Consider the following 14,203-nt stretch of genomic DNA (forward strand, 5'->3'; position numbering starts at 1 on the left):
CGGTCGCAGCGAAATGCTCCTGCGAGTGTGCCGCGCGAGCGAAGGAGCGAAGCGATGGGGCGAACCAGCAACTGCCAGCGCCTGGCAACGCAGTTCACGCAGCAACGGCTCTCCACGCCTGACGGCGCGATTTTCGTTCCCCCCCAGCCAGTGGATCTGGAGCATTGTTTCGTGTTCGATCCGGGCGGCGAGATTGACGACGATCCCACCCTCAGCGCCTTTGAGTGCCTGCTGGAGAAGCGGCAGTACCGCCTGGCGCTGAGCCTGAGCTGGCGCTGCCACACGGCGTACCATACGCTCGATCTCGGTTTGCTGCGGCTGGACAATGATCTGCTCTTCGCGGTGCACCAGCTCAACGATGACGCTGGCACCTCGTTGCTGGTCGCTTCGCTGGCCTCGACGGCGCCGCAGCGGATATTTCACCTCTTTCTGATAGACTATCTGAGCACCCACGGCTCGGCCTACGCGGTGAGCCTCCCTACCAGTCTGCCCCAGATCATCTGGATCGCCGATCCGGAACTGGCGCCCCAGGCCGTGGTTGCCGCCGGGCTGTTCGGCCTGGTCGCGCCCGATAGGGCCGCGCCGGCCGTGCGCCAGGTCTTTGGCGATATGACGTACCTCGGTCAGCGCTCTGAGGGGGAGCCGCTGTTTCTTGCCTGAACGACGCAGGGTCGCGGATTCTGGATTGGGCGCGGTGCGTCTGGCGCCGAACCAGAGAGTTGATTACCGTGGTCAATCGCCCGACAGCGCGGCGTTACGCTCGTCGCGCTTTTTCCTGTACGTCGGCGCCATCCCTTAACGGACCATATGCGCCTCATCGCCGTGTCTCATCAGGACGCCCTATACGGCAATCTAAGATCCAAAATCCGAAATTGGCATAACCGCACCAGAAACGCTTCCAGCGGCGTTTATCCCAACGGGCGATGGTCTTCCCCTGGGAGCACAACCCTCCTGATTCTTCTTACATCCTCCGGGTAGGCAGCACCACATCATGAAACCTGTTCTCCTCGTTACCCTCGTTCTCTGCATTGCGCTGGCCGGCCTGCCGCGCGCCCGGGCGCAGGAGGGGCCGACCCTCTTCGTCCCCGATCTGCCGGCGCCCTCGCCGCCGGCCCTCCACTTTGACGACGCGCCAGAGCGCCTCTCTCCAGCCCAGAGCAGCCAGCGTTGCGTTCAGGCCCTGGCCGACCCGCAGGTGAACGTTGCTCCGGCCAGTTCCCCGTGGCGCGTCTTTCGCGAGGGATGGACCTTCACCACTGATGATTCCTATACGCCGCCCCGGTCGCTCTTGTTCGGGGCCGCTGGCGACGCCACGCCTCCCAGCGCCTCGGTGGGCCAGGAGATCGCCATTCCTGCCGCTCTCGCCGAACTCTACGGCACGCTGCGCTACCGCTACGCCTCCGGGACGACCGGCCCGGGCGACCGCTTGCAGGTGGAGCTGTACGAGATCAACCGCATCGATCCCGCCGGCCTGATCGCCCGCGTGGAACTCGACACCGCCGGAGGCGGTGATGGCAACTGGCGCCTCTTTGAATGGGAGGTGACCGCTCCGGCGGCAATTGCCCGCCTGCGCGCCCTGGGGCGGGTGGCGCTGCTCGTCACCGCACTGAATCCTCCCAACGGCAGAACGCCGCGTCTCTGGCTCGATGATGTCTATGCCAGCGTGTGCGAACCGGCGGCGAGCGTGGGCGGCCAGGTGCGCCTGCTGGGCGCCGGCGCGCCCGGAGCAGCCTTGCTCCTCACCCGCGCCTACGCGTCCGGCGTCAGCATCGTGGCCTCTGCCACCTCGGGCCTGGACGGCGGCTACCGTTTTGTCTCGGTGCCCGCGTTAGCCCCCGACACGCGCTACCAGGTCTGGTTCCACCCCGGCCTGGAGTCCCCGGCCCTGGAACGGGCGCGCCTGGGTCTCTGGGCCGGCCCGCAGCTTGCCAGTCTGGGCGCCGGGGATACTGCCACCCTCCCGCCCTTCGAGGTGGCTAACGTGCAACTGGAGACGCCCGACCCCTTCGCCGTCGTGGCAGCCACCGACGCGCAGCCGGCGACCTTCGCCTGGCGCAGCGAACGCCCCGGCGCGGGCGAGCGCCACCGCTTCTGTCTCTACGACCCGCAGTGGGCCGATCCGGCTACGCGGCTGCCGGTGCAGCTCTGCGGCCCGCTGCTCGACCCGGCCCGCGATCCATTGCGCTTCAATCTGGGGCCGGGGAGCTTCGCCGGCGCTCCCGGTTTCCCCTTCGCCTACGGGCGCGAGTACCGCTGGTACGTAGTGGTTTATGACCGTGACCCGCGGACCGATCCGAATTTCCAGTACGGGTTCAGCCACTTCGAACGCGCCGTGCGCCTGCTGCCCGCCCCGCTGCCCGCGCCCCCTGAGCCGCCAGCGCCCACGCCCGGCGATCCGGCGGCGGGCGCCCCCGGCGCGGCCTGGACCCTGCTGATCTACGTTGCCGCCGACAATGCGCTCAGCGACGCGCAGCGAGCGCCGCGCAGCGCCCATCCAGCCACGCAGCTCGCCCGCCTGCCGGCGCTGGCAGCGGCCCATCCCAATCTGCGCATCGTCAGCCTGGTTGACGAGTATGGCCCTGGCGGGCTGCGGCGGTGCTTCTATCCGCCCGGCGGCCCGCCTGACTGCCGCCTGCGCTCCGAGGCCAGCAGCGCCGACCCGGCAACCCTTGCGGATTTCATTCGCTCTGGCCGCGAGCGCTACCCCGCCGCCCGCACTGCCCTGCTCGTTGTCGCCCCGGCCCAGGCCGCCGGCCTGCTGGCCCTCGATGAAACTGACGGCGGAGCGAGTATGAGCCTGGCCGACCTGCGCGCCGCCTACGCCGCCGCGGGACTGGGGGCGGGCCAGCAACTCGACCTGGTGATCTACCAGGCGCCGTACATGGGCTCGCTCGACGTCCTGCGGGCCAGCGCTCCCTACGCGCGCTTCGCCGTCGGCTCGGCCGGGCCGATCTGGCAACTTGGCCCCTACGACCGGCTCCTGCCCGCCCTCAGCCGCGCGAGCGATCCCGCGACGGCGGCCAGCAACACTGTCGCGGCCTATAGCGCCGCTATTGACGCCTACCGCGCCGGACTGGCCCGCAGCCTGGCAGCTTACGACCTGAGCCGCGTCGAGGCCCTGGGCCAGCGGGTGGACGCGCTGGCCAGCGTCCTCAGCGGCGGCCTGGTGGCTGACCGCGAACGCACTCGACCACTGACCGCGGCGGCCCGCGCGGCGGCCCAGGTCTACGACGCCTCGGGGAACGGGCGCCACGACCAGTTGATCGCTTCGGACGGCCAGGTCGTGCCGGTTGAGGAAGACGCCCTGGTGGACCTGCGCGATCTGGCCCTGCGCCTGCGCGACAGCGTGGGCATTGACGCGGGCGTACAGGCGGCGGCGGCGCAGGTCGTCACCCTCCTGGACGAACAGGCCACCTCGCCGCTGATCGCCGCCGTCCAGCGTTCGGGCCAGGCAAGCGGCGGCGCGGTGGTAAGCCTGGAGCGGGCCGCGGGGCTGGCGGTCCTCTTCCCTGGCGGCGACCGGCTGGGCGGGCAGCCCGCGCTGGTCGCCGGCTACCTCTACGGCCCCCAGGGCAACGCGCCGAACCCCGGCCCCTGGGCGCAGATGCTGCGGACCTACCTGCGCGAGACCCTGGGCGTGGGGCCGGGCGGGGTCACCGAAGGGCCGGCGGCCTCGCCACGCTTCCAGCCCCTCATCGGGTGGACGGTGCAGACCGATCTCTGGCTGCCGGTGGTGCGGCGGTAGGGGAGGCGGGGAAGGGGAGACTCCAGTGTGAGCGTTTATCTACGCCTCATCCTATTTCGGATTTTGGATTTTGGATTTCGGAGGGGCCTGCAGCTCCCACACCCCCCGCCAGGGGCAAAGTGACAAAGTAGAGATAACGGCTATCACTTCAGTACGTTACGACAGGAGGGTCTCATCGTAATACTAATTCCTGTTGAATATTGTGCATGCGCAACATTGCCAGGTCTCATTGTAGCGACGTATACGGCAATCCAAAATCCACAATCCAAAATCCGAAATGATATTACACCCCGCCTCAGCACGCCCACTTCTCGCTAAACCCCAGGGCAAAGGCGCGGGCGATCAGCTCGAGGGTGGCCGAGGGGGCGAGCGCTGGCGGGGGATGCTCCAGAGCCTCGCGGTAGGCCGGCAGTCGCTGCGGGCGCCCCGCCACCGCCGCGGCGAGCTGGGCCGCCGCGCTGGCGAAGACCTCCGGCAGACAGCTCTGTGGCAAGACGCCCCACACGAACTGGTCGCGCAGGTGCAGGAGTGCAGCTACGGCGGCGACCGTCGGCGGGTCGTTGAGCACGACCTGAAGGTTGCGCGCCAGGAGTTGCGCGTCATCATCGTTCAGATGGGCGCAGATGGCGGCGCTGAAAGGCTTCTCGCGCGCGCCCAGGCGCCGCAGCAGCGCCAGCGTGCTGCACTGGCCCGCGGGCCAGAGGCCGTTCTGCCGCGCCAGAGCCTCGCGGAGGGCCGTCTGCACGCTGCGGGCGATCAGTTCGCCCAGGCGGGTGTGCTTGCCCGCGCCGGTCAGCGGCGCGCCGTCGAGCCGGGCGGCAATGGCGATCTGGTCGGTGCCGGTGCCCGTCGCCAGGCCGTCGGAGTAGCACGAGGGCACGTTCAACTCCTGAAGCGTCGCTGTCTTCGCCTCGGTTGCCATCGTAACGGCCTCGACCAGCGCGCCGGGGCGCAGTTCGCGGCTGATGCAGAGCATGATCACGATCGTCCCGGCATGCGGCGCGTGGACGTACCGCCCGTCCTCTTCGTGGTAAGCGGCGGGATCGCCGGCGCGCCCGGCGTTGGTCTCGACCCCCGCAGTGACCACGGCGACGACCTCCACGTCGCGGAAGCGTTCGTGGGCCATGCCGGCGGCGTGCATGTTGGCCGCCGTGCCCGTGGTGGCGCAGCGTTCGGCGGGAAGGCCGTGGCGGGTGGCGATCAGCTCGCGGTAGGCGTCCGGCTGGTGAATCGCCAGCCCGTGGATCTCGTCGCTGAGCCGGTGCCCCTGCGGTTCGCAGGACTGGTGATTGTAGAGGTACTCCAGATCCTCGCGGATGCCGCCCGCACTGCTGCGGCAGGTGGAGATGACCCGGTGCGGCTGGAGAAAGCGCGCGTAGATGATCTTGTCGGCGCGGTGGATCTCGACGCCGTCGTAGTAGCGTGCCAGGAGCATAGGTTTTTCCATTCGTGGGGTTCCGCCCCCTTCCCGCCTCTCTCACGGATGGCGTTTTTCGGACGAGGAGGAGCTTTTCGGATTTTGGATTTTGGATTTTGGATTGCCGGATATGGAGTCCCGGTGAGATCTGGCGATGAGGCGCAGGCATAGTTTACGACAGAATTGGCATTATTAGTCTGTGAACTTAGTTTTTCGCTAAACCCCTACCCCCTCCCCAACCCTCCCCCGCCGGGGGAGGGATCCCGCCTCCTCTCCCCGTTGGGGGGGGAGGCTGGGAGCTCTCAGGTGTAGGGTTTTTCGAGCGAGAAGGGGTTTTCGGCACTCCAATGCGCTGATGATCCTCCCCCCCTGCCCCCCTCTCCCTGAGCGGGAGAGGGGGGAGTTGGGCGTCCCGATGCCCCGGATGACGAATGCGACGCGAGGATGCGCCGGAAAAACCCTCCGCCTGAGAAGAGGCTGGGAGGGGGGTGGAAAGGTAAGGAAACTTAGTTCACAGGCTAATTATTCACTCCGTTCCTCGAGATCGCCTTCGATCTCCAGGTAGAGCTGGCGCAGACGCTCATGCATAGCCGGGTCGGCCTGCCACATCTCCCGGCTGATGGCTTCAAGCAGGCGCTCCAGGATGCTGTGCAGGGCGTGGGGGTTGACCTCGCGCATCCACGCGCGCATGGCTTCGTCGAGGGCGTAGCGCCGGGCCATGTCTTCGTACATCCAGTCTTCGAGCACGTCGCCCACGGCGTCCCAGATGAAGGCGTTGTCCACAGTGTGGGCCATGTCGCCGGCGCCTTTGAAGCCATGGCGCTGGAGTCCGGCGATCCATTTGGGGTTGAGGATGCGGGCGCGGAAGATGCGCCGGCTCTCCTGCTGCGCGTCGCGGTACAGGATGCGCCGGGGGTCAGAGGCGTCGCCGCTGTAGACCCGCGGGGCGCGCCCGGACACAGTTTTGACCGCCAGGCCCAGTCCGCCGAGGTAGGCGGCCCAGTCGTCGTCGCTGTACAGGTCGTATTCGCGAGTGTCCTCATTTTTCACCACCAGGTGGACGCCGGCCAGCCGCTGGCGAAACAGGGCGTGACGGGCGACGCCGTAGACCTGCCGCCCATAGGCGTAGCCGCCCCAGTTGATGAAGGTTTCGGCCAGGTCGGCGCGATTCTGCCAGGCCCGGGCCTCGATCATTTCGGGGATGCCGGCGCCGTAGGCGCCCGGCGGCTCGGCGAAGATGCGAAAGGTGGCCTCGCGCAGGGCCGTTTCGGGGTCGTGGCCCTGGCGCAGCAACTCCTCGCGGTCGCGCAGCACGTTGCGGCGCAGGATGTTGGTCTCGGGCGGCTCGTCGAGCAGGGCGACCATGCGCACCGCGTCGTCAATCAGTTCCATCAGGTTGGGGAAGGTGTCGCGAAACAGGCCCGAGGTGCGCAGGGTCACGTCTATGCGCGGGAACTTCAACTCCGCGGCGGGGATGGGCGCCACGCCCTCGACCCGCCCGCTGGAGCGGTTCCAGATCGGGCGCGCGCCCATCAGGTAGAGGATCTGGGCGATGTCTTCGCCCATCGTGCGCATGGTGGGGACGGACCAGACGACCATGCCGATCGTTTCGGGGAACTGGCCGGTTTCGGCGCGGTAGCGTTCGACCAGGGCGTCGCCGAGAGCCACGCCGGTTTCCCAGGCGGCCGGGGTGGGGAGCTTGAGCGGGTCAACAGTGTAGAAGTTGCGCCCGCTGGGCAACACGTCGGCCATGCCGCGGGTGGGCGCGCCGCTGCCCCCCGGCGGCACGTGGCGGCCCCCCAGGGCGGCGTGGATGGAGGCCAGTTCGTCGCTGGTTTGCGCCAGGCGGGGAATCAGCGCGTCGCGCACGTAGCTGAGCGTCGGGGCGAGCGGCCCGGCCTCGCAGGCCGCGGTGTCGCCGTCGAGCACGGCCCGGATATGGCGCAGGACCTCGGCGTGGATGGCTTCAATGGCCGACCCGGCGCTGGGGAAGCGCCCGGTGGGGTCGGGGGCGCCGCGGTCGCGTAGCAGGGCGTCGTAGTCGTAGCCCCACTGGCGAGCGATCAGCTCGCGCAGGGAGGGGACGGCCCCGTTGGGCAGCCGCACGAGCTGGGCCAGGTACTCGACCAGTCGCGCGCCCGTAGGCGCTTCGCCCAGAATGTGCAGCCCGTCGCTGATCGCCGTGTCGGCCAGGTCGCTGATATAGCTGTGCAGGCGGCGGGCGAAGGCGTCGAAGTCGGCGAAGGCGCGCTCCTCGTCAATCTCCAGGTCGCGATCGAGATGGCTGGCGACGGTCAGCTCCCAGATCATGCGGGCCAGGGCGGGCGCCTGCGCCGGATTCATCGCCGCCATCTGCATGTATTCGAGCAGGCGCGCGTCAAGGGTCGCCAGGTGCTCGTAGCGTTCGGCGCCGGTCATTACTGGAGTGAGATAATCCACAACGCAGGCGTAGGAACGGCGCTTGGCCTGCACCCCTTCGCCGGGGTTGTTGATAATGTAGGGGTAGATGTTGGGCAGGTCCATGATCGCCATGTCGGGGTAGCACGTCTCGGAGAGCGCCAGGGATTTGCCGGGCATCCACTCCAGGGTGCCGTGGGTGCCGACGTGGATCACCGCGTCGGCCCGAAAGACGTCGCGGAGCCAGCGGTAGGTGAGCAGGTAGGCCGGCGGCGGCGGCAGCAGCGGGTCGTGGACCCTGTCGGCGTCGTGGGCAAAGCCGCGGGGCGGCTGGAGACCGATGTAGAGGTTGCCATTGACGATGCCGTTGATGATCACCTGGCCGTCGTGGGCCAGGATGGGGCCGGGCGGCGCGCCCCACTCGCGGATGATCTCCTCGCGGCGCTCCTCCGGCCACTGCGCCACCCAGGGCCGGTACTGCTCCGGCGCGGCCAGGGCCACGGCGCGGGCGGCCTGCGCGTCGCCGGTCTGCCAGCGGGCGTCGTTGGTGGCGCGGGCCAGCAGATCGGCGATCAGTTCCTCGCCCGAGGCGTAGCGCCGCTCGACCCGGTAGCCCTGGTCGGCGAGCTGCCCCACCAGGCGCGCCACGCTCTCCAGCGAGTCCAGACCGGTGGCGCAGCCGATCCGTTCGTTGGTCGGCGGATAGTTGTGAAAGATGATCGCCACCCGCTTCTCTGGATTAGGGATCAGGCGCAGCCTGGCCCAGCGCATGGCCAGACGCACCAGCGCGCTTATCCGCTCGTTAATGGGCAGGTGAACGTGCAGGCGCGCGCCGGTGAGGGGGTCGGGCGGCAGTTCCTCCTGGGTTCCGATCGGCAGCGTGATCAGCACCCCGTCGAATTCGGGCTGGGCGGCATTGATAGCCACCTCCATCGGACTTACACCCTGTACAGTCTCGTTCCAAAAGCTATAGGGTGAAAAGAGCAGCATGGCGTGCAGCACCGGCGCCCCCAGGCGGGCGTAGACGTCGGCCACGGCAGGGGTGGAGAGGCGGATGGCGAAGGCCATGAGGTTGATCAGGACGTGGATCAGCGGCTCGCCGTGGTACATGAAATAGTTTTCGATGATCCAATCAGAGATGCGGTTGTTGCGGATGGGATCGGGCATGCGCATGTAGAAGCAGGCCAGGGGGAAGCCCCCCTGCCGCTCGATCTCGCGGATCAGCGCGTCGGCCCAGGCCAGGTTGCCATCGGTGAAGTAACTGGTGTAGAACCACATGCCAATCACCGGACGCCCGGATCGGCGCAGATCGTCAATGCCGACCCCCCGCGCCGCCAGGTGCGCTTCGAGGGTGGCGGCAGCGCCGGTGTCGGGGTGGTAGAGGCCCTCGGTCGGCTGCGGCCGGGGCGGGTCGTGGGGCAGCGATGGCCCCGTGCGGCCGGCGAGCATGCAGAACAGGTTGCGCCAGTTGTCGGCGCCGTCGAACTGGATGTAGCGCCGCACCTCCTCGAAGAAGGGGCTGCCGTAGTCGGTCGAGAGTTCCTGCGAGAGGGCCATAGCGTCTTCATCGGAGGGGTGGATGTAGCAGTAGGCCAGGGCCTCGCGCGCCGCCGTTACCAGCATGTGAAAATGAGGACACGAGGCGGCGCCGCCGTGGAGCAGGATGATCAGGGCGTCGGCGGCGCGGATGACCTCATCGGCGAAGGCCGTTGCCTGCTCCCGATCCGCCAGGTTGCTCCCCTCTCGCGCCTGAAGCGTAAACCGTCCGGGGTGTTCCCGTTCGAGACGGGCCAGGGCCTGGCGCGCCGCCGGGATGCCGTTGCCGGTCGCGCTAATGAGCACAATCTTCATCTTGACACCTCGCCAAGCGGATCAAAGGGCATGCGACGCATCCGGTGGGGCAGGGCCAGGCCAGCGGCCTGGCGCACGTCTTCCTCCTGCACCTGGTCGCGCCCGTGCCAGGCCGCCAGGGCCTTAGCCGTCTTCAGGGCGATGATGTCGGCGCGATGCCCATCCACGCCCAGTTCCTGGCACTGCCGGGCGATGGCGACCATCTGAGCGCGCTCCACGGTGACGCGAGGGTGCAGTTCCAGCGCCGCGACGATGCGCTGGCGCAGCCGGTCGGTCTCGGCGGCCCACCGGCGGGCGAAGCCGGCCGGATCGGCCTCGTAGGCCAGCCGGCGTTCCATAATCTCAACTCGCTCGTCGGTGTTCCTGATCCCCTCGACGTGCACACACAGCCCGAAGCGGTCGAGGAGCTGCGGGCGCAACTCGCCTTCTTCAGGGTTCATCGTGCCCACCAGGGTGAAGCGGGCCGGGTGGCTGAAGGAGACGCCCTCGCGCTCGACGGTGTTGACGCCCATCGCCGCCGCGTCGAGCAGAATGTCCACCAGATGGTCGTCGAGGAGGTTGACCTCATCCACATACAGGAAGCCGCGATGAGCCTGGGCCAGCAGGCCCGGCTCGAAGCGCTTCTCGCCGTGCTTGAGGGCATGCTCCAGGTCGAGCGTGCCGACGACCCGGTCCTCAGTGGCGCCGACGGGCAGTTCGACCACACGCACCTTGCGCCAGACCACCGGAGCGTCGGCGGGCAGGTCGTCGCGCCAGCGATCGCCCGGCGCGGTCTGGAAGGGGTCGCCGGCGATCACCGGGATTTCGGGCAGAATGTCGGCCAGGGCGCGCACGGCGGTGGACTTGGCGGTGCCCTTCTCGCCACGGATAAGCACCCCGGAGATGCGCGGGTCAATCACGTTCAGGATCAGGGCCAGCTTCATCTGCTCCTGACCGACGATGGCCGCGAAGGGGTAGGGGACCGGCTCCATACTTACCTCGATTGTACAAGGGCGATCAGATCGGCGGCCCGGAGGTCATCGAGAGTGTAGCACACCGCGCCAAGGGCCTCGGCGAGGTCGCGAGCCAGACCGAAGCGGACCGGGCCAGGCGCCTCGGTATCTACCACGATGGGGGTCAGGCGCGGCTCAAGGGCCAGGCGCCCGGCGATGCGCAGCGCCTCGGCTCGCGGGTCGGCGCCGGGGGCGAGGGCCACGTTGGCCTTGCCGTCGGTTATCAGCACCAGGATGGGGCGAGCGGCAGGCTCCTTCGCCAGGTGCAGGCGCAGCACCCGCGCCGCCTCGGCCAGGCCCGCCGCGAGGGGCGTGCGCCCGCCAACCGGCAGGGCGCGCAACTGGCGCGCGGCCAGTTCGATGGAGGCCGTCGGGGGCAGGACCAGGGCGGCCTCGCGGCGGCGGAAGGTGATCAGGGCCACCCGGTCGCGCTTCTGGTAGGCGTCGGCGAGCAGGGCCATGATCGCCCCCTTGGCGGCGACCATGCGCGCCTGGGCGCCCATTGAGCCGCTGGCGTCAACGACGAAGAGCAGGAAGTTGCCGATACGCCGTTCGCGCTGGCGCTCGCGCAGGTCCTGGGCGCGAATGGCGATGGCCATCCCCGGCGGGCGCAAGCGGCGCGGCTGTTCGGGGGCCGCGGCGCGGATGGTCGCGTCGAGGGCGATGTCACGTCCGCCTCGACCGGGCACGGCCCGCACATAGCGGCCCAGGCGCAAGGCGCGGGTACGGGAGCGGCGCCCCGAACCGCGGCGCGTCAGGCGATCGGGGCGGGCCTCGATCCGCCGCGCGGCGAAGCCGCTCCCCACCTCGAAGACGCGCTCCTGGTCGCCCGCGGGCGGGGTGGTTCCGGCGCTCTCTCCGTCTGAGGTAGTGGCGGGGCCATCAGAGTGAGTCGCGTCGCCGGAGGGTTGCGTATCGCGGGGCGGGGCGTGTTCGGGCGGAACAGGCGCCGGTTCCGGGGGCGGTGGTGGCGGCGCGAGGGGCGGGGGCAGGGCCTCGCGCTGGCGGTGGCGCAGCGCCAGGGGGGCCACACGCTCAATGTCGGCCAGAGTGATCTCGGGGCGATCCTCCAGGGCGGCCATGGCCCTGGCCGCCCGTTGCAGGGTCAGGTCGGCGCGGTGGCCGGCGACCTGGTGTTGGGCGCACAGTTCGGCGATGAAGATCCGCAGGCGCGGGGGCAGACCGATGCGGCCCACCCGCGCTCGCGCGGCCAGCAGGCGGGCGCGCAGACGCTCCTCTTCTTCCTCGTACTGACGCCGAAAAGCCTGAGGATCGCGGTCAAAAGCCTCGCGCCGCTCCAGGACCAGCAGGCGGCGCTCCAGATCCTCCTCCGCCCGCACCTCGACACAGAGACCGAAGCGGTCGAGCAGATGGGGGCGCAGTTCCCCCTCCTCGGGGTTCATGGTGCCAATGAGGGTCACCCGCGCCGCGTGGGCGGCGGCGACGCCCTCCCGTTCTACCCGGTGCCAGCCCCTCGACAGGGTCTCAAGCATCACGTCCACCAGGTGATCGTCGAGCAGGTTGACCTCGTCCACATAGAGGATGCCGCCATTGGCCCGGGCGAGGAGGCCAGGCTGGAAGCGGCGGTCTCCGGTCTGGATGGCGGCCTGCCAGTCCAGCCCGCCCAGCAGCATCTCCTCGGTGGCGTTAAGCGGCAGGGTGAGCAGGGGCGTCTCGGGCAGCAGCCCCTGGAGGGCGCGCACGGCAGTGGACTTGGCGGCGCCCTTGCTGCCGCGGAGCAGTACTCCACCGATGGCCGGATCGATCACCGCCAGCAGCAGGGCCAGCTTCATGGTCTCCTGCCCGACGAGGGCGGAGAAGGGGTAGAGGGGGAGGAGGGGCATGGATGCTCCAGGATCAAATGGTACAATCCAACAGACGTGGAATGCTTGCACGAATACCTGCTGAAGCGAGCGAAGAATGGCTGTACCACCAGAACTTAAAGTTCCTTTCGATCTCCCAACGTTGATCGAGATCTGCCGGCGTCACGGTGTCACTATGGTGGGTCTTGTCGGCTCAATGGCGCGCGGGGAGGCAACCGACCGCAGCGATATTGACCTGATCGTTCGCTTTGCCCAGCCGACAAGCCTGATCGGACTGATCAGGCTGGAACAGGAGTTGAGCGGTGCGCTTGGGCGCCGGGTTGATTTGCTCACTGAGTCCGCCCTCAGCCCGTACCTCCGCGACCGCATTCTCCGCGATATGCAGGTGGTGTATGCCGCGTGATGAAATAGTTGTCTTGGAAGGGCAGAGCCCTCCCAAACCCTGCGCCCACTCCAAACGCCTGTGCTTACCTCTCCGGCTTGATCTGCCGGTAATAAACAAGTTCGTGGTCGGGCAACAACTCCGGGTGGAAGATCTTGATCAGGTCGGCCAGAATGATGTCCGGGTTGGCGACGCCGCTCTCCCAGTAGTCATTGCCACCGGTGGCGTTCAGGCGCAGGTTGTTGTTGTACAGATGCCCGTTCTGGAAGGCGGCGAACTGCGCGTAGCGCTCGTCATCCTTCAGCACATCGCTCGCGCTCGTCCAGAACTGGCTGCCGTTGACCCAGAAATCGGCATCCTGGGCGCGTTCAAGCACCTCCTCGAAACTGAGCTGGGGGCTTCCGGTGGTGTCATTGTCGGCCCAGAGGTAGTCGGCCCCCGCGTCGGCCAACATCCGCGCAAAGTAGCTCTTGCCGCCCGACACGTACCACGAGCCTTTGTACATAAACCCGGTAAACACGGAAGGCTTATTGGCCACCGCCCTGGCTTTTTCGGCCATGGTCGTGTAGCGTTCCTCCATCTCGGCGAAGACCCGTTCGGCCTCGGCCTCCTTGTTGAAGAAGAGGCTCGTGTATTTGATCCACTCGGCGCGGCCCAGCGACTCCTCTTCGAGCCAGGCAGAGTTGATCACCGCCTTCAGCCCCACCTCGATCAGCTTCGGGTGATCCCATTCCGTTGCATCGGAGCCGGCGAAGGTCATGATCAGATCGGGTTGCAGGTCGAGGGCAGCCTCAACGTTTATTTCGCTGTGACCGCCACCAATTTCCTTCAGCTTGCCGGCTTCGACCAGGGCCAGCACTTCGGGAGAGTTGATCTGCTTGAAGTTCTGCACCGCCACCAGCCGGTCCAGCACGCCCAGGCGGATAAGGTCGGCGAACTGCGTTGTCGAAAGGGCGGCAACGGTTTTGACCGGAACCTCGATCACCTGCGCGTCGCCGACATCGCTCGGGACAGGGGTGCCGCACTGCACCAGGATGTAGCGGAAGGTCTCCGTGGCGCCTGGATATGGCTTCAGAACGGTGACCTCTTTGTAGTTGTTGAAGTACTCGACCTTCCAGGCCGTCGAGTGAGAGAGGGTCACTTTGTCAGGGAAGTAGTCAACATCCGGGTCATAGTCGGTGACGCATCCCTCGGTCAGGTTGGCGTCAAGGGCCTCGGCCACAGGTGCAGCGGTGGGCGCGGGCGCAACGGTAGGCGCAGGCGCGGCGGTGGGGGCGGGTGCAGCCGTGGACGCCATGGGCGCGGTGGGCGTGGGCGCGGCGGTGGGCGCCTGGGCGGCCGGCTGGCTGCCGCAGGCCACCAGCCCGGCGATGAACAGGAGCGTGACGACCAGGGTGCTGAGGCGTTTCATGGCGTGTTCCCTCCTTGCAGCTCGGACTACGAAAGCGTACAGGGCAACGACAGGCTAATGCCATCGGCGACTGGTCAGGTTGCGTTGAGCGTGGTAGTGGGCAGTCCAGACGAACGATTCGGCTGGCGGCGCCACGCTGACCTGTCCAGGCGCCCCACATCTAATCCCCAATCCAAAGACTGCCT

8 protein-coding genes are annotated in these 14,203 nt (G+C 68.0%); 3 read left to right on the forward strand and 5 right to left on the reverse strand.

The window, feature by feature from the left end:
- Positions 1-54 precede the first annotated feature (54 nt).
- Both NZU74_02790 and NZU74_02795 read left to right on the forward strand, forming a co-directional pair.
- Positions 55-660, forward strand: coding sequence for a hypothetical protein (locus NZU74_02790; protein MCS6880234.1), 606 nt, complete (start codon positions 55-57; stop codon positions 658-660).
- Between the two features lie 331 nt (positions 661-991).
- The gene (locus tag NZU74_02795) at positions 992-3,745 is read left to right on the forward strand and encodes a clostripain-related cysteine peptidase (protein MCS6880235.1); all 2,754 of its coding nucleotides are present in this window, start codon (positions 992-994) and stop codon (positions 3,743-3,745) included.
- Positions 3,746-4,040: 295 nt separating this feature from the next.
- Here the strand turns inward: NZU74_02795 and NZU74_02800 are convergent, their stop codons facing one another.
- From NZU74_02800 to NZU74_02815, 4 genes are all read right to left on the reverse strand, one after another.
- Positions 4,041-5,180 carry an adenosylcobinamide amidohydrolase gene (locus tag NZU74_02800; protein MCS6880236.1) on the reverse strand — a complete coding sequence of 380 codons (1,140 nt, stop codon included), beginning with the start codon at positions 5,178-5,180 and terminating at the stop codon, positions 4,041-4,043.
- Positions 5,181-5,684: 504 nt separating this feature from the next.
- Positions 5,685-9,410, reverse strand: a complete 3,726-nt coding sequence (gene cobN / locus NZU74_02805; GenBank protein ID MCS6880237.1) for a cobaltochelatase subunit CobN — start codon at positions 9,408-9,410, stop codon at positions 5,685-5,687.
- A complete protein-coding gene (locus NZU74_02810; protein ID MCS6880238.1) occupies positions 9,407-10,381 on the reverse strand; it encodes an ATP-binding protein in 975 nt (324 codons plus the stop codon). The genes cobN and NZU74_02810 overlap by 4 nt, the downstream gene beginning before the upstream one ends.
- Positions 10,382-10,383: 2 nt before the next feature.
- A complete protein-coding gene (locus NZU74_02815) occupies positions 10,384-12,246 on the reverse strand; it encodes a VWA domain-containing protein (protein MCS6880239.1) in 1,863 nt (620 codons plus the stop codon).
- A 76-nt stretch (positions 12,247-12,322) separates the two neighbouring features.
- Between NZU74_02815 and NZU74_02820 the strand changes: the two genes are divergently transcribed.
- Positions 12,323-12,628 carry a nucleotidyltransferase family protein gene (locus tag NZU74_02820; protein ID MCS6880240.1) on the forward strand — a complete coding sequence of 102 codons (306 nt, stop codon included), beginning with the start codon at positions 12,323-12,325 and terminating at the stop codon, positions 12,626-12,628.
- A 64-nt stretch (positions 12,629-12,692) separates the two neighbouring features.
- On the opposite strand, the gene NZU74_02825 is transcribed toward NZU74_02820, so the two are convergent.
- Complete coding sequence (locus NZU74_02825) at positions 12,693-14,018, reverse strand: ABC transporter substrate-binding protein (GenBank protein MCS6880241.1); 1,326 nt, start codon at positions 14,016-14,018, stop codon at positions 12,693-12,695.
- Between the last annotated feature and the right edge of the window lie 185 nt (positions 14,019-14,203).

It is taken from the genome of Chloroflexaceae bacterium (assembly GCA_025057155.1).
GTDB lineage: Bacteria > Chloroflexota > Chloroflexia > Chloroflexales > Chloroflexaceae > JACAEO01.